This window comes from Streptomyces sp. NPDC048172, assembly GCF_043202595.1.
In the GTDB taxonomy this organism is placed as follows: domain Bacteria; phylum Actinomycetota; class Actinomycetes; order Streptomycetales; family Streptomycetaceae; genus Streptomyces.
The window spans coordinates 218,711-243,844 of record NZ_JBIDAT010000004.1; the positions used below are offsets into that span (position 1 = coordinate 218,711).

Genomic DNA, 25,134 nt, shown 5'->3' on the forward strand with positions numbered 1-25,134 from the left:
CGCTCAGCCGACCCGCTCCAGGAACTCCAGGGCTCTGGAGAACATGAGCTCCGCCGACTCCTTGTCGTACTCCTCCGGGAGTTCCGGGTCGGAGAAGAGGTGGCCTGTGCCCTCGTAGTCGTACTGGTCGAAGGGCGCTCCCGCCGCGCGGACCTCCGCGGCTAGGCCTGTGATGCCGGCCTCCTCTCGGTACGGGTCGCCCGTCGCGTAGTGGACCTGGGCGGGGACGCCGTGGGGCCAGGTGAAGTCCATCTCGAAGGCGGTGAGCGGCATCGCGGCGTGGAAGAGGAGGGCTCCGCGGGCGCCGGGGCGGGTGGCGGTCAGGAGGAGCACGGAGGCGCCGCCGTTGGAGAAGCCCGCGTAGACCACGTCCTCGGGGAGGTGCTCGACGGAGGCCTGGGTGCGGGTGATGAGTTCGGGGATGCCGCCGATGGAGGCGAGGAAGGCGAACGCCTCGTCGTACGTGTCGAAGGAGCGGCCCTCGTAGAGATCGGGGGTGTGGACGGTGTGGCCGGCGGCGCGGAAGCGGGCGGCGGCGTCGGTGATTCCCGCGCGGATGCCCAGGACGGAGTGGAAGAGCACGATCTCGGTCATGGGAGATGTATAGCGGGTGGGTCTGACAGTCGGCCGCGCGTGCGGGAGTATGGCGCGCATGTCCGTATTGACGCGCGATGAGGCGCAGGCCCGAGCCCAGCTGCTGGATGTCCAGGAATACGCGATCGACCTCGATCTGACGCGGGGCGAGGAGACGTTCGGTTCGATCACGACTGTTCACTTCACGGTGCGGGAGGGTCCGGACGACGACACGTTCGTGGAGGTGCGGCCCGCCGCGTTGGGGCGGGTGGTGCTGGACGGGGTCGAGCTGGATGCCGGGGAGTTGCGGGAGGGGCGGTTCCCCCTCAGAGGGCTGGAGGGGGGCGCGCATGAGCTGCGGGTCGAGGCCGAGATGCGGTATTCGCGGGTCGGCGAGGGGATGCACCGGTTCGTGGATCCGGTGGACGGGCGGGCGTACGTCTATACGCAGTGCTGCATCTCCGACGCGCCGCTGGTGTTCGCGTGCTTCGATCAGCCGGACCTGAAGGCGGAGTTCGATGTCAAGGTGACCGCTCCTGCGGAGTGGACGGTGCTGGCGAACGGGGTGGCGGCGCGGACCGGGGACGTCGAGGGGCGTTGGGAGTGCGCGCGGACGCCGCGGATCAGTACGTATCTGATGGCGGTGGTGGCGGGTCCGTACCGTTCGGTGCGGACGGAGCACGCGGGGCTGCCGTTCGGGCTGCATGTGCGGCAGTCGCTGGGTGCGTATCTGGAGGCGGACGCGCATGAGCTGTTCGACCTCACTCGGCGGTGCTTCGACCGGTATCACGAGATCTTCGACGAGCCGTATCCGTTCGACTCGTACGACCAGGCGTTCGTGCCGGAGTTCAACGCGGGGGCGATGGAGAATCCGGGGCTGGTGACGTTCCGGGACGAGTTCATCTACCGGTCGGCGGTGACGGCGACGGAGCGGGAGACGCGCGGGATCGTCATCGCGCACGAGATGGCGCACATGTGGTTCGGCGATCTGGTGACGCTGCGCTGGTGGGACGACATCTGGCTGAACGAGTCGTTCGCGGAGTACATGGGGTACCAGACGCTGTGCGAGGCGACGGAGTACACGGGCGCCTGGACGGATTTCGGGGTGTCGCGCAAGTGCTGGGGCTATGACGCGGACGAGCGTCCTTCGACGCATCCGGTGGCGCCGTTGGCGGAGGCGGTGCCGGACACGGCGGCGGCGCGGACGAACTTCGACGGGATCTCGTACTCGAAGGGTGCCTCGGCGCTGCGTCAGTTGGTGGCGTGGCTGGGTGAGAAGGCGTTCCTGGCGGGGATCAACGAGCATTTCGCACGGCACCGGTTCGGGAACGCGACGCTGGCGGATTTCCTGGAGTCGCTCTCGCGTGCGTCGGACCGTGATGTGCACGGCTGGGCGGAGCGCTGGCTGCGGACGACGGGTGTCGACACGCTGGTGCCTCGGGCCGAGGGCAGCGAGGTGGAGGTCGAGCACCGGGGTGGGCGTCCGCACCGGCTGGCGATCGGGCTGTACGACGAGGCGCCGGCGGATCCGGGGCGGCTGGTGCTGCGGGAGCGGCTGGAGCGGGATGTTCCGGCGGAGGGGGGTCTGTCGGTGCGGCTGGACGGGCCGCAGCCGGATCTGCTGCTGCTGAACGACGGGGATCTGACGTACGCGAAGGTGCGGTTGGACGCGCGGTCGTGGGAGACGGCGCGGCGGGCGCTGTCGGGGCTGCCGGGGCAGTTGTCGCGGGCGGTGCTGTGGAACGCGGCGCGGGACATGGTGCGGGACGGTGAGCTGGCGCCGCTGGAGTATGTGCGGACGGTGCGGGCGCATCTTCCGGCGGAGTCGGACAACGCGATCGTGGAGGGTGTGCTGGCGTTCGCGCGGGTGCAGGTCGCGGACCGGTTCGTGGCGGGCGGGGCGGCGCGGGACGAGGTGCTGGGGCTGCTGGCGGAGACGTGCCGGGAGTTGCTGGAGGGGGTGGGCGCGCGGGACGGGGGCGTGCGGCTGACGGCGGTGCGGTACTTCATCGACTGTGCGACGTCGCCGGGGGAGCTGGCGACGTGGCGGGCGGCGGGGATGGTGCCGGGCGGTCCTGAGCTGGACGCGGAGTTGCGGTGGCGGCTGCTGCTGCGGCTGGCGGTGCTGGGCGCGGTGGGGGTCGCGGACGTGGAGGCGGCGCTGGAGGAGGATCCGAGCGCGACGGGTGAGGAGGGCGCGGCGCGGTGCAGTGCGGCGCTGCCGGACGCGGCGGGGAAGGCGGCTGCGTGGGAGGCGATGTTCGGCACTGAGGACGCGTTGTCGAACTATCTGTTCGCGGCGACGGCGCAGGGTTTCTGGCAGCCGGAGCAGGCGGGTCTGCTGGGCGGGTTCGCGGAGCGGTATTTCGCGGACGCGGTGCGGGTGTCGGAGCGGCGGGGCGCGTCGTTGGCGGAGTTGGCGGGGCGGTACGCGTTCCCGAGGATGTGGGTGGACGCGGGGACGCTGGCGCGGGGTGAGGAGTGTCTGCGGTCGGGTGTTCCGGTGCGGGCGCTGCGGCGTGCGTGGGTGGATCAGCTGGATGATCTGCGGCGTGCGCTGCGGGTGCGGGAGGCCGCCGGAAGCTGAGGCGCGGAGCGAGTCGCGGGCCGGAACGGGGCTGTCCGCAGGGCCCGTTCCGGCCCCTTTATCAGATCTCCGGCGGCGTTCCGTACGGCCGTACCCCCTTCGGGCGAAGAAGCGGCGAGATCGCCGTCCGGCGCGGGCGCGGCGCCTAGGTTAGGGCGCCCTAACCATCTTGTACGGAAAGAGCCCGCCCATGTCTGCGTTCGCCGATGGTTCCTGCCTGCTCGCGGGTGGGGCCGAGGGTCCCGCCGCGCTGCGTCCGTTGCTGGGGTCGGTGCTGGAGGCGCTGGCGGGTGGGGCGGGGGCGCGGGGCGGGCCGTTGCCGTCGGGGGGTCCGGGGGCGGTGGCGGCGGACGTACGGCGGACGGTGCGGGAGGTGCTGCCGGAGCGGGGTTCGGGGGCGCGGGAGGCGCTGGACGCGCTGGTGCGGCTGGTGGCGCGGGGCGCCGCTGATCCGGCGGATCCGCTGTGTGCGGGGCATCTGCACTGTCCGCCGCTGGCGTTGGCGGTGGCGGCGGATGTGGCGGCGGGGGCGTTGAATCCGTCGATGGATTCGTGGGACCAGGCTCCGGCGGCGTCGGAGCTGGAGGCGCTGGTCTGCCGTGAGCTGGCGCGGCTGGTGTACGAGGGGGCGCCGGACGAGGATCCGGACGCGCTGGTGACGACGGGCGGTACGGAGGCGAATCAGCTGGCGGTGCTGCTGGCGAGAGAGCGGGCGCGGCGGTACCGGGGCGGGGGCGCGGTGCGGGTGGTGTGCGGGGCGAACGCGCATCACAGTGTGCACCGGGCGGCGTGGCTGCTGGGTCTTGAGGCGCCGTTGGTGGTTCCTGCGCCGCGTGGGGTGCTGGATCCGGCGGCGCTGGAGGTGGCGCTGGAGCAGACGCGGGGTGAGCCCGCGCTGGTGGTGGCGACGGCGGGGACGACGGACAGCGGGGATGTGGATCCGCTGCTGGAGATCGGTCCGGTGGTGGCGCGGTACGGGGCGCGCTGGCACGTGGACGCGGCGTACGGCGGTCCGTTGCTCTTCAGTGAGCGGCTGCGGGCGCGGCTGGCGGGGCTGGAGCGGGCGGACAGTGTGACGTTCGATCTGCACAAGCTGGGGTGGCAGCCGGTGGCGGCGGGTCTGCTGGTGGTGCCGGAGGCGGCGGCGCTGCGTCCGCTCGACCACCGCGCGGACTATCTGAACGCGGGCGACGACACGGAGGCGGGGATTCCGGACCTGCTGGGCCGTTCGCTGCGCACCACGCGCCGTCCGGATGTGCTGAAGGTCGCGGTGACGCTGCGGGCGCTGGGCCGGGAGGGGCTGGCGGCGCTGGTGGAGCGGGTGTGCGCGGCGGCGGAGCGGCTGGCGCGGATGGTGGAGGCGGACGGGCGGTTCGAGCTGTACGCGCGTCCGCCGATGTCGACGGTGCTGTTCCGCCCAGCGGGGGCGGACGACGCGACGGTGGCGCTGGTGCGGCGGCGGCTGCTCGCGGAGGGGCGGGCGGTGCTGGGCCGGGCTGAGCTGCGGGGGCGTCTGTGGCTGAAGGCGACGCTGATGAACCCCGAGGCGCGACCGGACGATCTGGCGGCGCTGTTGAAGCTCGTGCACGACGCGGTTCCGGAGGGACGCCGATGACGGCCATGGAGGAGACCGGCCCTGTGGGCGAGGCGGCCGGGGAGGCGCCGGGTGAGGCGCCGCTGGATCTGGTGGGGGTGGGCGTCGGCCCGTTCAATCTGTCGCTGGCGGCGCTGGCGCACGGGGTGCCGGGGCTGCGGACGGCGTTCTACGAGCAGCGGGCGGAGTTCCGCTGGCATCCGGGGCTGATGGTCGAGGGGACGACGCTGCAGGTGCCGTTCCTGGCGGATCTGGTGACGCTGGCGGATCCGTCGAGCCCGTGGTCGTTCCTGCGGTATCTGCGGGAGGAGGGGCGGCTGTTCCCGTTCTATTTCTCGGAGCGGTTCCACATCGAGCGCGCGGAGTACGACGCGTACTGCCGGTGGGTGAGCGAGCGGCTGCCGGGGCTGTTCTTCGGGCATCAGGTGGACGCGGTGCGCTGGAATCCGGAACGGGCGCTGTTCGAGGTGGACTTCACGCAGGTCGACGCGGCCGGTGAGGCGGAGGCGCTGGGGCGGTCGTACGCGCGGAATCTGGTGCTGGGCATCGGGACGGCGCCGCGGGTGCCGGAGCCGCTGCGTCCGCTGGCGGAGGCGCCGACGGTGCCGGTGGTGCACTCGGCGGAGTATCTGGAGCACCGGGACCGGCTGCTGGCGGCGGGGCATGTGACGGTGATCGGTTCGGGGCAGTCGGGCGCGGAGGTGTTCCTCGATCTGCTGCGGCGGCGTCCGGCGGGGCGGGAGGGGCTGCACTGGCTGACGCGGAGTCCGGCGTTCGCGCCGATGGAGTACAGCAAGCTGGGTCTTGAGCACTTCACGCCGGACTACACGCGGTATTTCCACGGGCTGCCGGAGCAGGTGCGGGACCGGCTGGTGCCGGAGCAGTGGCAGCTGCACAAGGCGGTGGACGCCGGGACGCTGGCGGCGGTCCATGACGAGCTGTACCGCAGGACGGTGGGCGGCGGCTGGCCGGACGCGGTGCTGACGCCGGGGGTGAGCGTGCGGACGGCGGGGCGGCTGGGGACGACGCGGCTGGAGCTGCATCTGGTGCATGAGGACCAGGGCGAGCGCAGCAGGCTGACGACGGACGCGGTGGTGCTGGCGACGGGGTACGAGGAGCGGTCGGCGAGCGGGATGCTGGCGGCGCTGGATCCGTATGTGCGGCGGGACTCGGCGGAGCGGCCGCGGGTGGACGAGGCGCACCGGCTGGTGCTGGATCCGTCGGTGACGGGGAGCGTCTTCGTGCAGAACGCGGCGCGGCACGCGCTGGGGGTGGGTGAGCCGGATCTGGGGCTGGCGGCGCACCGGAGCGCGGTGATCGTGAACGCGCTGGCGGGTGAGGAGGTCCTTCCGCTGCCGCGGCGGAGCGCGTTCACGAGTTTCGGGCTGCGTGGGGCGCCGGTGGGCGCGGGCTTGAGAGAGTGTGCGCCATGACGATATCTGAGCCCTCCGCTTCCGGAGTTCCTGTTCCTTTCGGTACGGCCGAGGCGCCGCGGGTGGCGGTGCGCGGCGAGGCGCTGCTGGAGTTCGATCCGGAGGTGGCGTCGATCGGGGTGACGGTGAGCGCGCGGGGCACGGACCGGCGGGCGGCGCTGGAGGATCTGACGCGGCGGAACGCGCGGGTCCTGGAGCTGATCAAGGGGTACGGGGAGGCCGTCGAGAAGCTGGAGACGGGTTCGTTCAGCGTGCGTCCTGAGCTGACGGAGAAGGGGAAGCGGGAGCGGATCCGTACGTATCACGGGCGGGTGCGGGTCTCGGCGGAGGTCGCGGACTTCACGGCGCTGGGCGAGCTGACGACGCGGCTGGCGGATCTGGAGCTGACGCAGGTGGAGGGGCCGTGGTGGAAGCTGCGGCCGGGGTCGCCCGCGCGGCGTGAGGCGCGGCAGCAGGCGGTGCGGGAGGCGGTGACGCGGGCCCGGGAGTACGCGGAGGCGCTGGGCGCCTCGCTGGTGGCGCTGGTGGAGCTGGCGGACCTGGGCGCGGAGGAGCCGGGGCCTCCGCCGCCGTATCCGGCGGCGCCGGGCGGGATGGCCCGGGCGGCGTACGGGGGTGCGGCGGAGGCGGCGCCCGCGCTGGATCTGGAGCCGCAGCGGCAGACGGTGCGGGCTCAGGTGAACGCGCGATTTCTGATGAGCCCTCCCACGCTCACCTGAGAAGGGAATTCTGCTCATCGGAGCGAGTGCCCGCGCACTTTATTAGTTGGCCGTTCTCCGTCCAATGCCCTTTCACGGAAAGGGCATTGGACATTCCTCTGGCGGCAGCCATCTACGGGCGGGTAAGTCGTAGGCTCGCAGTATGCGCCGAGCAAAGATCGTCAGCACACTGGGCCCGTCCACCGATTCGTACGAGCAGATCAAGACGCTCGTGACGGCCGGGATGGACGTGGCTCGTTTCAACATGAGCCATGGCACGCACGCCGAGCACGAGGAGCGTTACCACCGGGTGCGCGCCGCCGCCGAGGAGACGAAGCGCAGCGTCGGCATCCTCGCGGACCTTCAAGGTCCGAAGATTCGGCTCGGCCGTTTCCGCGAGGGGCCCGTACTCCTTGAACGCGGGGACGAGTTCGCCATCACCGTCGAGCGGACGGAGGGCGACCGCGCGATGTGCGGGACGACGTACGAGGGGCTGGCCGCCGATGTCACCCGCGGCGAGCGGATCCTCGTGGACGACGGGCGGGTCACCCTGGAGGTGACCGGCGTCGAGGGCCCGGTGGTGCGGACGGTCGTGGTCGAGGGCGGCATGGTCTCCGACCACAAGGGGCTCAATCTGCCGGGCGTCGCGGTCTCCGTGCCCGCCCTCTCCGAGAAGGACGTCGAGGACCTGCGCTGGGCGCTGCGCATGGGGGCCGACGTCATCGCCCTGTCGTTCGTGCGCAGCGGGCACGACGTGAAGGACGTGCACCGGATCATGGCGGAGGAGGGCGTGCGGCTGCCCGTCATCGCCAAGGTGGAGAAGCCGCAGGCGGTGCAGAACCTGGAGTCCATCGTGGACGCCTTCGACGGCATCATGGTCGCCCGCGGCGACCTGGGCGTGGAGATGCCGCTGGAGCAGGTGCCGCTGGTGCAGAAGCGCGCGATCAAGCTGTGCCGGAGGAACGCGAAGCCGGTGATCGTCGCCACCCAGATGCTGGACTCCATGATCGAGGCCTCGCGCCCGACCCGCGCGGAGGCCTCCGACGTGGCGAACGCGGTGATGGACGGCACCGACGCGGTGATGCTGTCCGGCGAGACGAGCGTCGGCAAGTATCCGATCGAGACGGTGCGGACGATGAGCCGTATCGTCGAGGCCGCCGAGGAGGACATGCTCGCGAAGGGCCTGCCGCCGCTCACGGAGAGCAGCAAGCCGCGCACCCAGGGCGGCGCGGTGGCGCGGGCTGCGGCCGAGATGGGGGACTTCCTCGGCGCGAAGTTCCTCGTCGCCTTCACGCAGTCCGGCGACACGGTCCGCCGCCTCTCGCGCTACCGCTCCCCCATCCCGGTCCTCGCCTTCACCCCGGACCTCGCGACCCGCTCGCAGCTCAATCTGACGTGGGGCGTCGAGACGTTCCTCGGCCCGATGGTGCAGAGCACGGACGAGATGGTGGACCAGGTCGACGAGATGCTGCTGAAGCTGGGCCGCTGCGAGCGCGGCGACCTCGTGATCATCACCGCGGGCTCCCCGCCGGGCGTCCCCGGCTCCACGAACCTGGTGCGGGTGCACCGCCTCGGCGAGGAGGAGTAGCCCGAGGAGCAGCCCGCGGGGCAGCCCGCGTCAGGCTCCGTCGCCGGTCGCCGTGTGGTTGGCGATCTGCTCGTGGTGGCGGATCACCTCGGCGATGATGAAGTTGAGGAGCTTCTCCGCGAAGGCCGGGTCGAGCTTGGCGTCCTGGGCCAGTTCGCGGAGGCGGGCGATCTGGCGGGCCTCGCGGGCGGGGTCGGCGGGCGGCAGCCGGTGGTCCGCCTTGAGGCGGCCCACCCGCTGCGTGCACTTGAACCGCTCGGCGAGCATGTGCACCACGGCCGCGTCGATGTTGTCGATGCTGTCGCGCAGGGATCCCAGCTCTTCCCGTACGGCGTCGGTCGCGTCCGGCGCGGCGGTCGTGTCGGTCTGCTCGCCTCGCGTGGTTGCCATGTCTGCCCCTGCGGAGTCGTCGGTCGGGACCGCCAAGCCTATGACGCGGGCTCGGCCACCGTCTCCACCAGGCGGCTGATGGCGGCCTCGCCGTGGCCGTCGGCGACCGCGCGGTCGGTGAGGGCCTTGGCGGCGCGCAGCACCGTGTTGTCCAGGCCCTTGCCCTCGGCGGCGTGCAGGACGTGGGCCAGCCCGGCGCGGACGGAGCGGATGTTGGACTCGTCGCCCTCGTAGCGCCCCTTCTCGACGTCCTCGGCGAACACGTGGGTGACGCTCGCCATCAGCGACCCGAGGTTCTGTGCGAACGGCGCGAGGTCCGTCAGCTCGACGCCCTCGGCGCGGGCCAGGGCCAGCGCGTGGACGTACCCGGTCACGGCGGTCCAGAAGAAGCCGAGCAGCGAGGCGTCGTAGGCCCCGGCCAGACCGGGGTCGGCGCCGAGGTACGTGCCGGTGCCGCCCAGCGCGGCGAGGGTCGCGCGGTGCCGCTCGTACAGCTCCTCGGGGCCGCTGTAGAGGTAGACGGCGTCGGGGCCGCCGATGGTGATCGTCGGGGTCATGATGGTGCCGTCGAGGTGGTCGATGCCGTGCTCGGCGGCCCAGGCGGCGGTCTCGCGGGCGTGGTCGGCGGCGTTCGAGGTGAGGTTGAGCAGGGTCCTGCCGCGCAGGGCCTCGGCGGCGGGGGCGGTGACCGCGCGCAGCGCGTCGTTGTCGAGGACGCAGACGATCACCAGGGGGCTCGCGGCGGCGGCCTCGGCGGCGGTGGCGGCGACGGCCGCGCCGCGCTTCTCCAGCTCGGCCGCCTTGCCGGAGGTCCGGTTCCATACGGTCGTGGGGTGCCCGGCCTCGACGAACGCGGCGGCGAGGGCGCGGCCCATGGGGCCGAGGCCGAGGACGGTGACGGGACTCTTGGTCGAGGTGGAACTAAGGGTTTGGGTCATGGCGTCACCGTGCCGGAGTGCGCGCACGGTTCTCCGACGATTCCCTGACGGTTCTCTGAGGAGCCGCCGGGCAGCCGGGCCGCCGGGCCGGGTTAGCGTGTGCGCATGCGATTCGGGGTGCTGGGTCCGCTGGAGGTGCGGGGCGCCGACGGGGATCCCGTGGCCGTTCCCGAGGTGAAGGTCCGTGCGCTGCTGGCGCATCTGCTGGTGCACGCGGGCAGGCCCGTGCCGACGGGGACGCTCACCGACGCGCTCTGGGGCGACCGTCCGCCCCGCGACCCGGCCAACAGCCTCCAGACCAAGATCTCCCAGCTCCGCCGGGCGGTCGGCCGCGACCTGGTGGTGCGCCGCCCGCCCGGGTACCTGCTGCGCGCGGCCGGGGACGCGGTGGACTCGGGACGGTTCCACGAGCTGACGGCGCGGGCGCGCGAGGAGGAGAGCCCCGGGCCCCGCGCCGAGCTGTTCGGACAGGCGCTCGCGCTGTGGCGGGGGCCCGCGTTCGCGGACTTCGCCGACGAGGAGTTCGTACGCGCCGCCGCCGTACGGCTGGAGGAGGAGCGGCTCACCGCCCTGGAGGAGTGGGCCGAGGCCCGGCTGGAGCGGGGCGAGCACGCCGCGCTCACCGGCGAGCTGGGCGACCTCGTCGAGCGGCATCCGCTGCGCGAGCGGCTCCGCGCCACGCAGATCCGCGCGCTGTACCGCGCGGGGCGGCAGAGCGAGGCGCTGGCGGCGTACGAGCGCGTCCGGGCGCTGCTCGCCGAGGAGCTGGGCGTGGACCCCGGGCCCGAGCTGACGGACCTGCACGGGGCGGTGCTGCGCCAGGCACCCGAGCTGCGCCGGCCGGAACAGGCCGTGAGTACGGGTGACGCCGCTCCTCCCGCGCGGGCCACGTCCCCTCTGCCCACCCCGCTCACGCCGCTCATCGGCAGGGAGCGCGAGGTCGCGGCCGTACGCGAAGTGCTCGGCGCGGCGCGGCTGGTGACGCTCACGGGCCCCGGCGGCGTGGGCAAGACGCGGCTCGCGCTGGAGACGGCGGCGGGCCTGACGGACCGGTTCCGCGACGGGGTGTGGCTGGTGGAGCTGGCGGCGCACCACCCGGAGTGCGGCGGCGCCGGTTCACGGGACGCGTTGGCCGAGAGCGTGCTGGCGGTGCTCGGGGTTCGGGACGAGGCGCGCAGGGCGCCCGTCGAACGCCTCACCGAGGTGCTGCGCGACCGCGAGCTGCTGCTGATCCTCGACAACTGCGAGCAGGTCGTCGGGGAGGCCGCCGCGCTGACCGGCGCGCTGCTGGGCGCGGCGCCCGGTGTGCGGGTGCTCGCCACCAGTCGCGAGCCCCTCGCGCTCCCCGGCGAGACCGTGCGCCCCGTCGAGCCGCTGGCCGAGGAGGACGCGCTGCGGCTGTTCGCCGCCCGCGCCGGGGAGGGCGCGGACGCCGACGCGGAGGCGGCGCGCGCGGTCTGCCGCCGCCTGGACGGCATCCCCCTCGCGCTGGAGCTGGCGGCGACGCGCGTACGGGCGCTGGGCGTACGGGAGTTGGCGGACCGGCTCGACGACAGGTTCCGGCTGCTCGGCGAGCGCGTCGGCAGCGGGCAACGGGGCGCGCCCGCGCGGCAGCGGACGCTGCGGGCCGCGATCGACTGGAGCTGGGAGACGCTGGACGACGCCGAGCGCGCCGTGCTGCGGCGGCTCGCCGTGCACGCGGACGGCTGCACGCTGCGTGCCGCCGAGGAGGTGTGCGGGGGCGAGGGCGTACCGGAGGACAACGTTCTCGCGCCGCTGGCGCGGCTGGTGGACCGTTCGCTGGTGGTCCCGGTGGACGGCGGGCCCGACGCGCCGCGCCGCTACCGGCTGCTGGAGAGCATCGCCGCGTACGGCCTCGAACGGCTCGCGGAGGCGGGCGAGACGGAGCGCGTGCGGGACCGGCACGCGCGCTGCTACACGGCGCTCGCCGAGCACGCCGACGCCCGGCTGCGCGGGCCCGGCCAGCGGGACGCCCTCGCCCGCCTCGACGCCGAGACCGCGAACCTCCGTGCCGCGCTCGACTGGTCGCTGGCCCACGGCGCCACGGACCGCGCGCTGCGGCTGGTCACGGCCCAGAGCTGGTACTGGTTCCTGCGCGGCCGTACGAGCGAGGCCCTGCGCGCCCTGGACACGGCGCTCGCGGCGACGGACCGCGGCGGCTCCGCGGCGCCGGACCCCCTGCTCGTCACGGCCCGGACCCGGCACGCGGGGGCGGTGCTCCTCGCCGGTGGCCCCGGGGAGGGCGGGGCCGCCTCGGGGTGGCGGAAGGCGCTGGACGCGTTCGGGGAGCGGGAGCACGGGCCGGACGCGCCGCCGCGGAGGGCGCGTCCGGAACGCGCGCCACAGGCCGGACCGGACGCCCGGCCACCCGGCGAACCGGGCGCCGAACCGGACAGCGGGCCGGACAGCGGGCCACCCGGCGGGCCGGATGCCCCGCCGGACGGCGGGGTGCACGGCGAGCCGGACGGCCTGGCGCACGCGCGGGCGGCGGGGTTTCTCACCCTCGCGCTGTGGACGGCCGGTGAGCTGGTCGCCGGGGAGGAGCTGCTGCCCGAGGCGCTGGAGCTGGCGCGGGGTGCGGGTGACGGGTGGGGCGAGACCGTACTGGTGGGACTGCGGGCCAACCAGGCGCTGATCCGCGGTGACCTGCACGCGGCTCGCCGCGACGCGCTCCGCGCGGGCGAAGGGTTCCGCGAACGCGGCGACCGCTGGGGCCGGTTGCAGTCCCTGGAGGTGCTGGCCGCGCTCGCCCAGATCTCCGGCGACTACGAGGAGGCCCGCCGTCTCGTACGCGAGGGCCTCGCCGGTGCGGAGGAGCTGGGCCTGGAGGCCGAGGCCACCGCGTGGCTGACCCACCTGGGCTCGGTGGAGATGCTCGCGAAACGGTACGAGCAGGCCGCCGCGCTCCACGAGCGGGCCCGCGGCAGGGCCGTACGGCAGGGGTACGCGGCGGGCGTCGCGCACGCGGAGATCGGCCTCGGACTCACCGCCCGGCGCGCGGGACGGCTCGACGAGGCGGAGGCCCAGCTGCGGCGCATGCTGGAGTGGCACCGCCGGGCGGACTTCCTGCCGGGAACCGCCCTCGTCCTCGCCGAACTCGGCTTCGTGGCCGAGCTGCGCGGGGACGCCGAGGCGGCGCGCGCCCTCCAGGAGGAAGGGCTCAAGGACGCCCGGACCGTGGGCGATCCCCGGGGCGTCGCCCTCGCCCGGGAGGGGCTCGCGGGGGCGGTGTCGCTGGGCGGCGACCCGGCGTACGCGGCCCGTCTCCTCGGCGCGGCCGACAGGGCCCGCCGCGCGGCGGGCGCCCCGCTGGCCGCGGGCGAGCGGGCGGACGTGGACCGCGTGACGGCCCGCTGCCGCACGGCCCTCGGCGGCCCGGCCTTCGACGCCGAGTTCACCACCGCGCTGGCGGCTACTCCACGGTGATGTCGCCGTTGCTGCTGCTCAGGTCCAGCAGATGCGGCGCCTTCTTCTCGTCGGGGACCTTCAGCGTCTTGTCGCCGTTGCTCGTACTGGCCTCGACGCGGTACGGCCCCTTCGCGGGGTGGACGGTGACGTCGCCGTTGGAGGAGTTGACGCGGATGTCCTGAGGGACGGCGGTGGACAGGTCGAGGGAGCCGTTGGAGGACTCGGCGCGCAGGGACCTGCCCGTCAGCCCGTCGGCCTTGACGTCGCCGTTGCTGGTGCTGACGTCGGTCGTGCCCATGGCCCGGAGGGTGATGTCGCCGTGGGAGGTGCTGCCCGACACGGGGAGGCCGGCGGGGAGGTCCACGGTGTAGCTGACCTCGCAGTCCTCGCCGCAGCCCTTCAGGGTCAGCACGCCGTCCTGCACGCTGTGGGAGGCGCCGGGCTTCTCGCCGCTGTACTCGATCTCGCGGTGCAGGGAGACTCCCGGGGCGTCCTTCTCGCCCCGCAGCGTGATGTCGCCGGACTCGGTGTCGAGGCGGACGGAGACGATCTTCTCGCTGACCTTCGTGTCGTCCTCCATCTCCTCCTCCGGCAGCAGGCCGCACGCGCTCGTGCCGACCGCTCCGGCGGCGGCGAGGGCCACGAACCCCATGATCCGGAACCGTTGACGCATGACTGGACGCTCCCCCGCTGTACGTGTGTGATGCCTGCGTGCGGAGAGACCTCGCGAGGGGCGTCAGGGTTGCGCGTGGCTGATCATCGGCGGGCGGTCCGGGTCGGGAACGGTGTGGCTCCAGCCGCCGGGGACCGTACGGCCCTGCTGTTCGCGGAAGCGTACGGGGGCCATGCCGACGCGGCGGGTGAAGAGGCGGGAGAAGTAGGCGGGGTCGTCGTAGCCGACGCGGCGGGCGACCGTGGAGACGGGCAGATCGGTCCCGGCGAGCAGCTCCTTCGCGCGGCCGAGCCGTATCCCGAGCACGTAGTCCTTGGGGCTGCACCCGGCGCTGCGCCGTACGGCCGTGCGGAGTTCGGCGGCCGTCATGCCGTGCCGCGCGGCGTGCTCGGCGACGGAGAGGGGCAGGAACGCGTCGCGGGCCAGGGCCTCCAGGACGGGGGCGCCGTCGGCGGTCGTGTCGGCGCGGGTGCGGCGCAGCGCGACGAGGAGTTCGTGCACGGCGGCGGCCGTCTCGATCTCCAGCAGCGGATTGCCCTGCCGCGCGGCGCGCGTGATGCGGGTGATCGCGCCGCGCGCCGGTCCCGCGTCGGTGAGGGGGACGAGGGGACGGCCGGGCTCGATGCAGCCGAGTTCGGTGTACGCGGCGACGGCGGAGCCGGTGAAGTCCACGAACGCCTCGTCCCAGCCCTCCTCGGGGTCCGCGCCGAAGTGGTGCGGGACGCCGGGGGTGATCCAGAGCAGCGCCGGGGCGATGACCTCGTGGCGCCGCCCCTCCGTGTCCTGGCACCAGCCGCGGCCCGCGCTGACGACGATCGCGACGTGGTGGTCGAGGGTGCGGGGGCCGACGGGCGGGAGCGGGCCGTGCTGCATGCCGACGCCGAGACAGACGAGGCCGAGGCGATGGTGGACGGGGCCGGGGGTGAAATAACGCATCCAGGACTGGTACTTCCGTTCGGCCACCGCGCCAGCTCCCCTCGGTCCCACCGGTCCACCGGCTATCGAGGGGAGCAGCGTACGGGGATCAGTCGAGTTCGGTCACTGGTCGATCAGTCGAGTTCGGTCACGGGATCAGTCGAGTTCGGTCACCGTGAAGGTGTCGAGGACGCATTCGGCCTTGGCGTCCTCGCCCGTCTTGCGCAGGCCGACCCAGACCTCGCCGTCGGCGGGCGCGGTGAAGGTGTGGGTGTGGTTGGTGGGTTCGGTCGCGACGGGCAGCGGGGTCCGCTTGAGCTCCTTGGCCTCCGGGGTGTCCACGCCCGTGATCCAGGCGTACTGGTCGGCCTTCTCGTTCTCGTAGCGGAAGGAGACCTCGTACTTCTTGCCGGGCCGGAAGCGGACGGTGTGCGGGACGGTGCGGTAGACGAGACCCTTGTTCTCGCCGCGGGACTTGAGGGACTGGGTGCCGTCGATGACGTCGTCGACGGCCTTCCCGTTCCAGCCGCGCTGGGTGTACGGCGCGTGCCGCTGGGCGAGGTGCGTACGGGGGTCGTTGGCGTCGCCCGCGTCGCCCTTGACGAAGGGGCCCCAGCCCTGGGGGACGTGCTCGAAGTCCTCGTGGCAGAGGGTGCCGTCCTGCTCGCTGCGCTTCCCGGGCACGACGCGGACGTTGTCGAAGCGGACGCGGGCCGCGCCCTTGGCGGCGGTGAGGGCGAGGGTGACGGGGCCGCCGCCCTCCGGGACGGTGAACCAGGTGGTGAGCCGCTGGAAGCGGGTGCCGTGCTTGCGGTCGGCGGCGACGTAGTTGACGGCGGTGGAGGTCTCCGTCCAGTTCTCGGCGGTGACGCCGTCGGCGGTGGTGACGGTGAGCGCGGCGCGGCGCTTCTCGCCCGCCTTGGCGCCGACCTCGACCTGGACGGAGGCGGCGTACGTGCCGGGCTTGAGGCGCGCGAGGCGCTGGCCGACGGAGGCGGCGGCACCGCCCGCGAGGACGAGTTCGTGGTCGCCGAGGGCGCTGCGCTCGACGGCGGCCTTCCCCTTGACCTGCCAGCCGTCCAGGTTCCCGGAGTGGAAGCCGGGGTCGGTCAGCGGAGTGCCCTCGCCCCACTTCGGGTCGGGCTGCGCGGGCGCGGGCTCGCGGTAGAGGACGTACGGCTGGGCCTTCTCGGCCGTGACGGTGACCTTGCCGCCGGAGACCCGGAGCCGTACGGCCTTGCCGCGGCCCTGGTCGGTGAGGGGGTAGAGGTGCACGGTGGAGGCGCCGGACCAGCCGGAGGGGAGCTGCCAGGTGGTGGCGCCGCCCTTCGGGTTGTAGTGGTAGAGCTTCGCGGGGTCCTTGGCCTTGCGGGGCTCCCAGGGCAGCAGATACGCGCCGTCGTCGTAGACGCGCCGCCCGTCGGTGGTGATGCGGCGCTTGCCGCCCTCGTCGGTGACGGCGGTCTCCGTGTCGCCCTCGAAGGTGATCTCGTGCGTGGTCCACGTCCGGATCGGGTGGGCCTGGAGGTACTTCGCGGGCAGGCTGTGCGCCCAGATCAGCGGGTAGAAGTCCTTGGTCCAGTCGGTCTTGCCGACCCAGCCCTCGAAGTTGCCCATGCGGGGGATGCCGAGGAGGGTGGGCCACTTGTCGGCGAAGACGTCCTTCTGGTGGTTGCGCAGGAAGCGGATGAGCTTCGAGTTGATGCCGCGCGAGGTGTCGGCGCCGTAGTCGGTCTCGGTGGCCCAGTGGGACCACAGGGCGCTGCGTTCGAAGCCGTGGCCCCACTCGGTGGTGACCAGCCAGCCCTGGTCGCGCAGTTCGCGCTGGAGGCGGTCGGAGGTCCAGCCGGACTCGCGGAAGACGTCGATGTAGACAGCGTTGAGGCCCTTGTGGGCCTGGTCGCGCAGGTCCTGGAAGCGCTGGGCGATGTCGCCGGAGACCAGGTCGCGGCGCTGGTCGATGCGGTAGGACTGGTCGAGCCAGTCCCACTGCTCGTTCTTCTTGTCGACGAGCTTCTCGGAGAAGGCGTTGGCCACGGGGTAGGACTCTGTGGCGTTGACGTGCGGCGCGAAGTCGCTGTTCCAGGCGCTGCCCTTCTCCAGCAGGAGGTTCATCTCCGCCAGGCCGCCCGCGCGCGTGTTCCAGTTGTCCGCGTAGTCGGGGTGCGCGGAGTCGTGGCCCTCGCTGGCGTACCCCTTGAGCAGGGTGTACTGCCGCAGACCGTCGGTGGCCAGGTGCACGCGCTTGACGTTGTCGAGGGTGGCGAGGAACGGGTTGGTGGCCTGGCTGGCGAAGTTGAACGCGATGTGCGGGACGACGCGCAGATGCTGCTCGTCCGCGCCGAGCGGGTTCACCATGATCTCGCGCATCGCGATCGCCGCGTCCTGCCAGTCCACGGTGCCGTCGCCGTTGCGGTCGCGGGTGAGGATCACGGTGGCGTACGGGAGGGGCTCGGTGTCCTTCTCCCCCGCGGTCGCCGCCCGGTGCGTCCACTGTCCGCAGCGGACCCGGGCGACGGGCTTGCCGTCCTTCCCCTTCACCGTCTGCCGCCACAGCCGCCCGTTCTCCCAGGTGGCGCCCTTGGTGTCGTCGGGCTTGTCGTAAACGGTGTTCGTCTCGACGGCGGCGGCGAGCTCGGAGGTGGAGACGACGGCGTACGCGCAGCCGAGCGGGTCGGGGTCGGCGGGCGTGGAGCCGGTCAGCTCGACGAGGGTGTCGCCGCTCTTGTCCTTGTCGATCTCGACGCGGGCCGCGAGCAGCGTGGGCTTCTTCTGATCGGCCCGTACGGCGAGGAAGGCGAGCCCGGGGATCTCCAGGGTGCCGACGCGGGGCGCCTTGCCGCCGGTGTCCTCGATGCCGGTGACGCGCCAGTCCGTCCTCCAGCCCTCGACCGTGATCTCGACGGTCAGCGTGGTGCCGCCGTCGAGGGTCAGCGTGTAGGCGATACGGGAGTCGCCGGGCTCGCTGGTGACCTTCGGAGTGTGCTCCTTGCCGTCGACCAGGAGGGTGGTCACGGCCTCGTCCTGAGCGGGCAGCTCGGCGCCGCTCTCCCGGTGCCGGTAGCCGATGACGCGGGGGAACTCGGTGTCGACGGTGACGTCCAGGGCCTCGGAACGCAGGGTGTGGGTGCCCTTCGGCTCGTCGGCGCGCGCCGTGACCCCGGGGAGCAGGCCGAACGCCGCCCCGGTGCCGACGAGGGTGCCGGTGGCGACCACGGCTCTCCGTGAGAGTCCGTCCGTACGGGTGCCGAGCCGCTGCTCGCTCATCGCTTCCACTCCGTTTCCCTTGCCGGGCGCCGTCTTGAAGGGTGACTTGTGGGGCGTCAGCCTGCGACAGAGGGGACGGGCGCGCCTATGGACAAAGACGGGGCAGGTGTTGGACTTCCGGGCTCCGGACCGGCCCCGGGGACGGGTCGTAGAGTGGCGGGGAGGGCAGTTGCGGCGGGGCGCGTGGGGGTGAGGCCGGTGTCGGCGCGTGGTGCGAAGGATCCCGTCGAGCACGGCTTCCCTCATCTGCACACCGTGAGGTCCGCCGTGACGGCGCTCTACCGGCGGCTGTCGCGCGACACGGTCGAGACGTTCGACGCCAGCGTCGCGCCGGGCGACGTGGCGTTCGCCGACCACGACGACCTGTACCTCGGTACGCAGCGCGTGGCGCAGGTGATGGTGCGGCATCTGCGGCTGCCTCGGGCGCGGGTGATCGTGAGCTTCCGCGAGATGGAGCACGCGGCGCACGTCGAACTCACGGCCGGGCCCGAGTACTTCGTGGAGCTCAACTCCCGCTTCAAGAACCACCGCCGCGACATCGGCGCCGCGCTCGCGCACGAGGTCATGCACGTCTATCTGCACCGCCTGGACCTCTCCTTCCCCGGCACGCGGGACAACGAGATCCTGACCGACACGGCGACCGCGTACCTGGGCGCGGGCTGGCTGCTGCTCGACGCCTTCCGGCAGGACGAGCTCTCCTCGCAGAAGCTGGGCTATCTGACGCCGGAGGAGTTCGGCTACGTGCTGGCCAAACGGGCCCGGCTCTTCGGTGAGGACCCGTCGATCTGGTTCACGAGCCCGCAGGCGTACGAGGCGTACGTACGCGGCAGCGCGCTCGCGGCCCGCGACGAGGAGCGGGCCCCGCTCGTCGCGGCCAACTGGGCCGGCCGTCACCGCTACGCCAAGGACCGCCGGTACGCCCAGGCCCACCTCTCCCCCGGGTCCCCTCCGCTGGGCAACGAGGAATACACCTTCGAGCACAACTCTCCGCTGCGGGTGTCTTTTCCCTGTCCGACGTGCCATCAGCGCATCAGAGTGCCGGTCCGGGGTCGGGTGCGGGCCCGCTGCGGTCTTTGCCGGACCGTGCTGGAGTGCGATACGTGATGTGAGAGGCGGGGTCCGGGGTGCCCCTTTCCGCCCGTGGCGGACAGCCGGTGCGTGGGTGGCTGGTCGCGCAGTTCCCCGCGCCCCTGAAGCGGCCCCTCCGGGGCCTGCTTCAGAGCGCCGCGCACGGGTGCGCCCCGAAGGGGCGCGGGGAACTGCGCGAGCGGCCACAGCGCGCCCGCAGCCCGCGAAGCACAGGACGGGGCAGCCCGTGCCCGGCGGCTCAGTCGAGCAGGTCCAAGGCGTCAACGGCGGCCGGGGAGAGCATTGACGGGCTCAAGTCAGCCAGAGGCAGCCACGCAACCTCCGACGTCGAGTCGTCCGGCTTGGTGACGCGGAGGGAACCCGGCGCGACCTCGGCGCGGTAGAAGAGGCCCACCAGGTGCCAGGTCACACCGAGACGCGTGGCGGCGTAGGAGCGGGCCAGGGCCAGCCTCGGGGCCGAGGCGAGCTCAAGGCCGGTCTCTTCCCACAGTTCACGGCCGAGCGCAGCGTCCGGCTGTTCGCCGGGGTCGATGCCGCCGCCCGGCAGGTGCCACAGGCCCGGCTCGAAGACCGGCGACGACGCGGCGAGCCGCGTCAGCAGCAGGTGCGCGTCGGCGGTGACGACGGCGTACGCCGAGACGCGTGACCGTACGGAGTGGTCCAAGGCGGCCTCCTGACCTGGGGGTGGGGAACAGATTAGCGATCACCGCGCGACGTGTACGCCCGTGCCCTCGCGGGGAGTTCACCGATCGTTAACCGCACACCACGCGGACCGTCACATGTCATGGGTGACCATGGAGACCGCCCACTACAGGTGACCAGGGAGGAGGGGAGATGCGGCGCGGCGTGACCGTCGTACGGATGTGTCTGTACGCCCTCACCCTGGTGCTCTCCCTGGTGCTGGCGGTCGACGGCGTGACGGCGGACGAGGCGCGGGCCGAGGCGCGCGACGCCGCCACCGCGCCGAAGACGGTGAGCAAGACGGCGGGCGAGGCCGAGCACGAGCACGCCGATCACGGCGTACGGCGTTCGGGCCGGTACTCCGCCGCGCCGCCCGTGCCGGGCGAGCATCCGCCCCGTACCACCGCCGTCCGCTGGACCGAACCCGTCGCGCTGCCGCACGGGGACGGCGTCCCGCCGACCGGTACGGCGGGCGTGCCGTGGAGAAGATCCGTGTCCCTGCCCGTGCTGCACGAGGTGTTCCGGCGCTGACAGGCGCGCGCCGGGCGGCGCCGACGCCGCCCGCGCCCGCACGTCACCGTCCCGTTCACCGCGCTCTCCCCCGTGCCGGGGAGGCGCGACGCTTCCACGCGAGGAAATCCTCATGCAGTCCCTGATTCCTCATGTCCGCGCGTTCCCCGCGCGTATCGACGCCCGGGCCGACGAGCGCGAGAGCTTCGGCAGGCTCGCGCGCGGCCAGTCGCCCGAGGCCCTCTTCATCACCTGCTCCGACTCCCGGGTGGTGCCCTCGGTCTTCACCGGGGCCCGGCCGGGGCAGCTCTTCGAGCTGCGCACGGCGGGCAACGCCGTGCCCCCGTACGGCGGTGCCTCGGCGCCCTCCGGCGAGGCGGCCACGATCGAGTACGCGGTGGGCGTGCTCCAGGTCCCCGAGATCGTCGTGTGCGGGCACTCGCACTGCGGCGCGGTCGGCGCGCGGGTGCGCGGCGACGACCTCGCCGCCGTGCCCGCGGTCGGCGGCTGGCTGGCGGCCCAGCTCCCCGAACCCGCCGAGCTCGCCGCCGACGACGACGAACGGCACCAGGCCGACGTGGCCGCCGCCGTGCAGCGCCATGTGCGCGCCCAACTCGCCCGGCTGCGCGCGTACCCGTGCGTCGCCCAGCGGGAGGCGGCGGGAGAGCTGCGGCTGCGCGGCTGGTTCTACGCGATAGACACCGGGCTCGTCCTGGAGCACCAGCCGCACGCCGACGCCTTCCTGCCGCTCTGAGGGGGCCCGCTGTGCCGATCACCGAAAAGTTCAACCCTTTCCGTAGCCGGGGCACGTTGCGGGCCGATGTGACGGCGTCCCTCGTCGTCTTCCTGGTCGCGCTGCCGCTCTGCGTGGGCGTGGCCGTCGCCTCGGGCGTACCCGCCGAACTCGGCCTGATCACCGGCATCGTGGGCGGCCTGGTCACGGGCTTCCTGCCGGGCAGCAGCCTCCAGGTCAGCGGCCCGGCGGCGGGCCTGACCGTGCTCGTGTACGAGGCCGTGGACAGCTACGGCCTCGGCGGGCTCGGCGTCCTGGTGCTGGCCGCCGGGGTGCTCCAGATCGCGATGGGCGTGCTGCGGCTCGGCCGCTGGTTCCGGGCGATCTCGGTCTCCGTCGTCCAGGGCATGCTGGCGGGCATCGGCCTGGTGCTGATCGCCGGGCAGCTCTACGCGCTGGCCGACGCGGAGGCGCCGAGCAGCGGCCCCGACAAGCTGCTGGGCCTCGGCGGGCTCGTCGTGGACACCCTCGCCGACTCCGGCGCGCTCACCGCGCTCGGGCTCGGCGCCGCGACCGTGCTGGTGCTGGCGCTGTGGCCGCGGTGGCGGGCAGGGGCCCGCGTGCTGCCCGCGCCGCTCGCCGCCGTGCTGCTGGCCACGGGCGCGACGGTCGCGCTGGACCTGCCCGTGGCACGCGTCGAGGTCCAGGGCCTGCTGGCGTCCGTACAGCCGCCGGGCGCCGGGGACTTCGCGGGCCTGGCGTCCGTGGGCATGCTGGGCACGGTGCTCGCGTTCACGCTGATCGCCTCGGCCGAGTCGCTCTTCTCGGCGGCGGCCGTCGACCGGCTCCACGACGGGGCGCGCACGGACTACGACAAGGAGCTGATCGCGCAGGGTGCGGGCAACGCCGTCTGCGGGGGGCTGGGCGCCCTGCCCATGACCGCCGTCATCGTGCGCAGCTCCGCGAATGTCGCGGCGGGGGCCCGTACGAAGCTCTCGCGGGTGCTGCACGGGGCGTGGCTGCTCCTCTTCGCCGCCGCGTTCCCCGCGGCGCTGGAGCTGATCCCCGTCTCGGCGCTGGCGGGCGTGCTGGTGCACGCGGGCTGGAAGCTGATTCCCGTACGGGAGTTCGCGCCGCTCTGGCGTGAGCACCGGGCCGAGGCGGTGGTGCTGGCGGTGACGGCGGTGGCCATCGTCGTCACGGACATGTTCCAGGGCGTGCTGCTGGGGCTGTTGACGGCCGTGGTCAAGACGGCATGGGAGACGTCCCATGTGCACGTCGAGACGGAGGAACCGGGTGACGGTGCGCTGCCGCTCCGGGTACGGGTGGTGGGCAACGCGACCTTTCTCCGGCTGCCCAAGCTTCTGGACCAGTTGGAGGCGTTGCCGTCCGACCGCCGGGTCGAACTCCGTCTGGACGGGCTCCGCCACGTCGACCATGCCTGTGGGCTTGCCCTCGCGTCTTGGGAAGAGCAGCACAACCGGTCGGCGACCGCACCTCGGGTGACGGCCTGATTGAGGGGCACCCCCTTCTCCCCATTCCGGGAAGGGGGTGCCCCTTGCTGTGCGTCGCGGCCTGCGGGTGCGTGGTGGCTGGTCGCGCAGTTCCCCGCGCCCCTGAAGCGGCCCCTCCGGGGCGCTTCAGAGCGCCCCGTCAGGGGCGCGGGGAACTGCGCGGCCCGCCACAGCGCAGCCGCAGTCCGCAACGCACAGGCAGGGGCAGCCCAGGCTCGGTCGACAGGATCAGGCCCTGCCCAGAAGTTCCGTGAAGCGGTCGAGCATCATGGCGCGGCCCTTGATCTCGGACGTCGTGGCGGCGTCGAGCACGCCCATCTCCGGGGCGTACGAGGCGCCCCGCTCCGGGCCGAGGGGGAGGACTATCGCGGGCCCCGCCGGGGTGTACGAGGTCAGGGGGCCGCCCCCTGACACGAGGGTACGGATGTTCGCGGCGATGACCTCGGCGTGCGCGCTCGCCGCCTTCGCGGTCTTGCCCTCGGGGAGCGCCGTGACGTCGCCGAGGGCGAAGATCCGGTCCTGGCCCGCGAGCCGCAGTTCGGGGGTGACGTCGAGGTGGCCGCTGGGGCGGCGTGCCGTGGCGGCCACCTCCTCGGAGAGGTAGTCGGTGACGGGGGCCGCGCCGTGGCAGCGGAACCAGATGTCGGCCTCGACGCGGCGGCCGTCCCGGGTCGTCGCCGTGAACGTCTTGGCCTCGCCCGGTGAGGAGGGAGGCAATTCGGCGAGGCCCGTGCCGAGGAGCACGGTGATGCCGAGGGCGTCCAGCTCGGCGCGTACCGCCGCGCGGAACTCCTCGGGGAACGCGGGCAGCAGCTCCTCGCCGGGGTCGACGAGGGTGATCTCCTTGCCGGGCCACGCGGCCCTGATCTCGCCCGCCAGCTCCAGTCCGACGGGCCCGGCTCCGAGGAGGAGCACGCGCTCGGTGTCGCTCAGCGCGGCGCGCAGGGCGTGGAGCCGGTCCTTGGCCCAGGCGCTGTCGTTCAGGCCGAACTTGGCGGGGAGGGGGTACGCCGAGCCGGTGGCCAGCACCGTCCAGTCGGCGGTGATCCGCTCGCCGGAGGCGAGGGTGACGGCGTCGGCGTCCACGTGGACCGCGCGGTCGTGGCGGACGGTGCCCCGGGCGAGCAGCCGGTCGTAGGGGAGGAAGATCCGCTCGGTCCACTCCGGGACGGCGAGGGCGCGGAGGGCCGCCGTGTTGTGCACGAAGGTGTCGCTGGCGTCGACGAGGACGACGTCGGCCACGTCGTCCAGGGCCTTGGCCACGGAGACCCCGCCGTATCCGCCCCCGACGACGGCAACGGTCGCATGCGCGTTCATGACCTCTCCATTTCGTTCGCATCCACGACAGTTCGTAGTACGAACAATGACGGTAGTTCGTAGCACGAACCGTCGTCAACTAGACTCCGGGCACAGGCGACGACGGCGGCGGAGAGGGAGCGGCATGGGCGAGGAGCTGAAGGTCACGGATGCGCTGGTCCGGCTGACGCACCTGGTCGACCACGTCTTCGCCGACGTCTGCCGCGAGGCCGACCTCACCCCGCAGCAGGCGCAGCTCCTGTGCATGCTCATCGACGGGCCCGTCGGCATGACCGAGCTGAGCAGGCTGCTGCATCTGGAGAAGTCCAGCCTCACCGGGCTCGTGGACCGGGTGCAGCGGCGCGGACTCGTGGACCGGGTGCGCGACGGCAACGACCGGCGCGCGTGCCGCATCGAGCTGACCGAGGCCGGGGAGCGGATCGGCCAGGAGTCCCACCGGGCCATGGGCGAGCGGCTCGACGCGCTCCTGCACGACTTCGACGGCCGGGACAGGGACCGGCTCACCTCGTCCGTCTCACGGATCCTCGCCGCTCACACCGCCGCGACCGGCCGCCCGTGGGACCGCACCGAGTAGGGCCGTCCGGAGTGGTCTTCGAGCGCACTCCATGCCGTACGTTCGGCGCATGAGTCCTTCCATCGCCACCAACACCCGTGTCGGCCTGGCCGGGCTGCTGGAGTTCGTACGGCCGCGGCACCGGGCGATCCTGCTGACCCGCCGCGCGGACGGAGCCCCCCAGGCGTCGCCCCTGACCTGCGGCGTGGACCAGGCCGGGCGTGTCGTCATGTCGACCTATCCGGAGCGCGTCAAGACCCGTAACGCGCGCCGGGATCCCCGGGTGAGCGTGCTGGTCCTCTCCGACGAGTGGAACGGCCCCTGGGTCCAGATCGACGGGGACGCCGAGGTCATCGACGCGCCGGACTCGGTCGAGCCGCTGGTCGAGTACTTCCGGGTGATCTCCGGCGAGCACCCGGACTGGGACGAGTACCGGGCGGCGATGCTCACGCAGGGCAAGTCGCTGATCCGGGTCACGCCGCGCCGCTGGGGTCCGATCGCGACGGGCGGCTTCCCGGCCCGGCTGGCCGAGCCGGAGGAGGAGAAGCCGGAATCCGAGTGAGCCCCGGCGGGGGCTCCAGACGTCCCCGAGCCCCGCGCGAGACGGCGGTGGCACGATCCAGGGAGTGGAACGGCCTGCTCGCGCCCCTCG

At 73.2% G+C, this 25,134-nt stretch carries 20 protein-coding genes; 12 read left to right on the forward strand and 8 right to left on the reverse strand.

All coding sequences use genetic code 11. The features are described from left to right. Window positions 1-3 precede the first annotated feature (3 nt). Window positions 4-594: a dienelactone hydrolase family protein gene (locus ACGF3A_RS18785; RefSeq protein WP_393731117.1), complete on the reverse strand. Its 591-nt coding sequence runs from the start codon at window positions 592-594 to the stop codon at window positions 4-6. A 49-nt stretch (window positions 595-643) separates the two neighbouring features. Between ACGF3A_RS18785 and pepN the strand changes: the two genes are divergently transcribed. The 5 genes from pepN (at window position 644) to pyk (ending at window position 8,473) form a co-directional block, all read left to right on the forward strand. Then, window positions 644-3,160 (forward strand): aminopeptidase N, encoded by a 2,517-nt coding sequence (pepN, locus tag ACGF3A_RS18790; RefSeq protein ID WP_393731119.1) that lies wholly within the window; start codon window positions 644-646, stop codon window positions 3,158-3,160. A 190-nt stretch (window positions 3,161-3,350) separates the two neighbouring features. Next, a complete protein-coding gene (locus ACGF3A_RS18795) occupies window positions 3,351-4,775 on the forward strand; it encodes a pyridoxal phosphate-dependent decarboxylase family protein (protein ID WP_393731122.1) in 1,425 nt (474 codons plus the stop codon). 5 nt (window positions 4,776-4,780) lie between these two features. Next, window positions 4,781-6,187 carry a lysine N(6)-hydroxylase/L-ornithine N(5)-oxygenase family protein gene (locus ACGF3A_RS18800; protein WP_393731889.1) on the forward strand — a complete coding sequence of 469 codons (1,407 nt, stop codon included), beginning with the start codon at window positions 4,781-4,783 and terminating at the stop codon, window positions 6,185-6,187. Then, window positions 6,184-6,906, forward strand: coding sequence for an SIMPL domain-containing protein (locus ACGF3A_RS18805; RefSeq protein ID WP_393731124.1), 723 nt, complete (start codon window positions 6,184-6,186; stop codon window positions 6,904-6,906). Before ACGF3A_RS18800 ends, ACGF3A_RS18805 begins: the two co-directional genes overlap by 4 nt. Window positions 6,907-7,048: 142 nt before the next feature. Further along, window positions 7,049-8,473 carry a pyruvate kinase gene (pyk, locus tag ACGF3A_RS18810; RefSeq protein ID WP_393731126.1) on the forward strand — a complete coding sequence of 475 codons (1,425 nt, stop codon included), beginning with the start codon at window positions 7,049-7,051 and terminating at the stop codon, window positions 8,471-8,473. Window positions 8,474-8,503: 30 nt separating this feature from the next. Here pyk and ACGF3A_RS18815 read toward each other — a convergent pair whose 3' ends face one another. Further along, window positions 8,504-8,863: a chorismate mutase gene (locus ACGF3A_RS18815; protein ID WP_393731127.1), complete on the reverse strand. Its 360-nt coding sequence runs from the start codon at window positions 8,861-8,863 to the stop codon at window positions 8,504-8,506. 38 nt (window positions 8,864-8,901) lie between these two features. Continuing rightward, on the reverse strand, window positions 8,902-9,801 hold the full coding sequence (locus ACGF3A_RS18820; RefSeq protein WP_393731129.1) for an NAD(P)-dependent oxidoreductase: 900 nt from the start codon (window positions 9,799-9,801) through the stop codon (window positions 8,902-8,904). A 105-nt stretch (window positions 9,802-9,906) separates the two neighbouring features. On the opposite strand from ACGF3A_RS18820, the gene ACGF3A_RS18825 reads away from it, so the two are divergent. Then, on the forward strand, window positions 9,907-13,248 hold the full coding sequence (locus tag ACGF3A_RS18825) for a BTAD domain-containing putative transcriptional regulator (RefSeq protein WP_393731130.1): 3,342 nt from the start codon (window positions 9,907-9,909) through the stop codon (window positions 13,246-13,248). Here the strand turns inward: ACGF3A_RS18825 and ACGF3A_RS18830 are convergent. The 3 genes from ACGF3A_RS18830 to ACGF3A_RS18840 form a co-directional block, all read right to left on the reverse strand. Then, a complete protein-coding gene (locus tag ACGF3A_RS18830; protein ID WP_393731132.1) occupies window positions 13,235-13,903 on the reverse strand; it encodes a DUF4097 domain-containing protein in 669 nt (222 codons plus the stop codon). The genes ACGF3A_RS18825 and ACGF3A_RS18830 overlap by 14 nt on opposite strands. Window positions 13,904-13,966: 63 nt before the next feature. Beyond that, on the reverse strand, window positions 13,967-14,839 hold the full coding sequence (locus ACGF3A_RS18835) for a helix-turn-helix domain-containing protein (RefSeq protein WP_393731890.1): 873 nt from the start codon (window positions 14,837-14,839) through the stop codon (window positions 13,967-13,969). A 135-nt stretch (window positions 14,840-14,974) separates the two neighbouring features. Further along, window positions 14,975-18,085, reverse strand: a complete 3,111-nt coding sequence (locus tag ACGF3A_RS18840) for an endo-alpha-N-acetylgalactosaminidase family protein (protein ID WP_393731134.1) — start codon at window positions 18,083-18,085, stop codon at window positions 14,975-14,977. A 198-nt stretch (window positions 18,086-18,283) separates the two neighbouring features. Between ACGF3A_RS18840 and ACGF3A_RS18845 the strand changes: the two genes are divergently transcribed. Further along, a complete protein-coding gene (locus ACGF3A_RS18845) occupies window positions 18,284-19,189 on the forward strand; it encodes a hypothetical protein (protein WP_393731137.1) in 906 nt (301 codons plus the stop codon). A 223-nt stretch (window positions 19,190-19,412) separates the two neighbouring features. On the opposite strand, the gene ACGF3A_RS18850 is transcribed toward ACGF3A_RS18845, so the two are convergent. Then, window positions 19,413-19,838 (reverse strand): NUDIX hydrolase, encoded by a 426-nt coding sequence (locus ACGF3A_RS18850; RefSeq protein ID WP_393731139.1) that lies wholly within the window; start codon window positions 19,836-19,838, stop codon window positions 19,413-19,415. Window positions 19,839-20,008: 170 nt separating this feature from the next. Here ACGF3A_RS18850 and ACGF3A_RS18855 point away from each other — a divergent pair, with 170 nt between their 5' ends. From ACGF3A_RS18855 to ACGF3A_RS18865, 3 genes are all read left to right on the forward strand, one after another. Continuing rightward, the gene (locus ACGF3A_RS18855) at window positions 20,009-20,386 is read left to right on the forward strand and encodes a hypothetical protein (RefSeq protein ID WP_393731141.1); all 378 of its coding nucleotides are present in this window, start codon (window positions 20,009-20,011) and stop codon (window positions 20,384-20,386) included. Window positions 20,387-20,498: 112 nt separating this feature from the next. Next, window positions 20,499-21,119 (forward strand): carbonic anhydrase, encoded by a 621-nt coding sequence (locus ACGF3A_RS18860; protein ID WP_393731143.1) that lies wholly within the window; start codon window positions 20,499-20,501, stop codon window positions 21,117-21,119. A gap of 11 nt (window positions 21,120-21,130) precedes the next feature. Continuing rightward, window positions 21,131-22,612: a SulP family inorganic anion transporter gene (locus ACGF3A_RS18865; protein WP_393731145.1), complete on the forward strand. Its 1,482-nt coding sequence runs from the start codon at window positions 21,131-21,133 to the stop codon at window positions 22,610-22,612. A gap of 228 nt (window positions 22,613-22,840) precedes the next feature. Here ACGF3A_RS18865 and ACGF3A_RS18870 read toward each other — a convergent pair whose 3' ends face one another. Then, window positions 22,841-23,929 (reverse strand): NAD(P)/FAD-dependent oxidoreductase, encoded by a 1,089-nt coding sequence (locus tag ACGF3A_RS18870; protein WP_393731147.1) that lies wholly within the window; start codon window positions 23,927-23,929, stop codon window positions 22,841-22,843. Window positions 23,930-24,053: 124 nt separating this feature from the next. Here ACGF3A_RS18870 and ACGF3A_RS18875 point away from each other — a divergent pair, with 124 nt between their 5' ends. Together ACGF3A_RS18875 and ACGF3A_RS18880 are read left to right on the forward strand one after the other, a co-directional pair. Continuing rightward, window positions 24,054-24,503: a MarR family winged helix-turn-helix transcriptional regulator gene (locus ACGF3A_RS18875; RefSeq protein WP_393731149.1), complete on the forward strand. Its 450-nt coding sequence runs from the start codon at window positions 24,054-24,056 to the stop codon at window positions 24,501-24,503. Window positions 24,504-24,552: 49 nt separating this feature from the next. After that, a complete protein-coding gene (locus tag ACGF3A_RS18880; RefSeq protein WP_393731151.1) occupies window positions 24,553-25,044 on the forward strand; it encodes a PPOX class F420-dependent oxidoreductase in 492 nt (163 codons plus the stop codon). The last annotated feature ends 90 nt before the right edge of the window (window positions 25,045-25,134 follow it).

Excerpts from the sequence above, each read along its gene's own strand:
- ACGF3A_RS18860 (WP_393731143.1), top strand. The coding sequence starts at position 20,499 with ATGCAGTCCCTGATTCCTCATGTCCGCGCGTTCCCCGCGCGTATCGAC.
- ACGF3A_RS18815 (WP_393731127.1), bottom strand. The coding sequence starts at position 8,863 with ATGGCAACCACGCGAGGCGAGCAGACCGACACGACCGCCGCGCCGGAC.
- ACGF3A_RS18830 (WP_393731132.1), bottom strand. The coding sequence starts at position 13,903 with ATGCGTCAACGGTTCCGGATCATGGGGTTCGTGGCCCTCGCCGCCGCC.
- ACGF3A_RS18800 (WP_393731889.1), top strand. The coding sequence starts at position 4,781 with ATGGAGGAGACCGGCCCTGTGGGCGAGGCGGCCGGGGAGGCGCCGGGT.
- pepN (WP_393731119.1), top strand. The coding sequence starts at position 644 with ATGGCGCGCATGTCCGTATTGACGCGCGATGAGGCGCAGGCCCGAGCC.
- ACGF3A_RS18805 (WP_393731124.1), top strand. The coding sequence starts at position 6,184 with ATGACGATATCTGAGCCCTCCGCTTCCGGAGTTCCTGTTCCTTTCGGT.
- ACGF3A_RS18875 (WP_393731149.1), top strand. The coding sequence starts at position 24,054 with ATGGGCGAGGAGCTGAAGGTCACGGATGCGCTGGTCCGGCTGACGCAC.
- ACGF3A_RS18870 (WP_393731147.1), bottom strand. The coding sequence starts at position 23,929 with ATGAACGCGCATGCGACCGTTGCCGTCGTCGGGGGCGGATACGGCGGG.
- ACGF3A_RS18880 (WP_393731151.1), top strand. The coding sequence starts at position 24,553 with ATGAGTCCTTCCATCGCCACCAACACCCGTGTCGGCCTGGCCGGGCTG.
- ACGF3A_RS18835 (WP_393731890.1), bottom strand. The coding sequence starts at position 14,839 with ATGCGTTATTTCACCCCCGGCCCCGTCCACCATCGCCTCGGCCTCGTC.
- ACGF3A_RS18840 (WP_393731134.1), bottom strand. The coding sequence starts at position 18,085 with ATGAGCGAGCAGCGGCTCGGCACCCGTACGGACGGACTCTCACGGAGA.
- ACGF3A_RS18855 (WP_393731141.1), top strand. The coding sequence starts at position 20,009 with ATGCGGCGCGGCGTGACCGTCGTACGGATGTGTCTGTACGCCCTCACC.
- ACGF3A_RS18825 (WP_393731130.1), top strand. The coding sequence starts at position 9,907 with ATGCGATTCGGGGTGCTGGGTCCGCTGGAGGTGCGGGGCGCCGACGGG.
- ACGF3A_RS18820 (WP_393731129.1), bottom strand. The coding sequence starts at position 9,801 with ATGACCCAAACCCTTAGTTCCACCTCGACCAAGAGTCCCGTCACCGTC.
- ACGF3A_RS18795 (WP_393731122.1), top strand. The coding sequence starts at position 3,351 with ATGTCTGCGTTCGCCGATGGTTCCTGCCTGCTCGCGGGTGGGGCCGAG.
- pyk (WP_393731126.1), top strand. The coding sequence starts at position 7,049 with ATGCGCCGAGCAAAGATCGTCAGCACACTGGGCCCGTCCACCGATTCG.
- ACGF3A_RS18785 (WP_393731117.1), bottom strand. The coding sequence starts at position 594 with ATGACCGAGATCGTGCTCTTCCACTCCGTCCTGGGCATCCGCGCGGGA.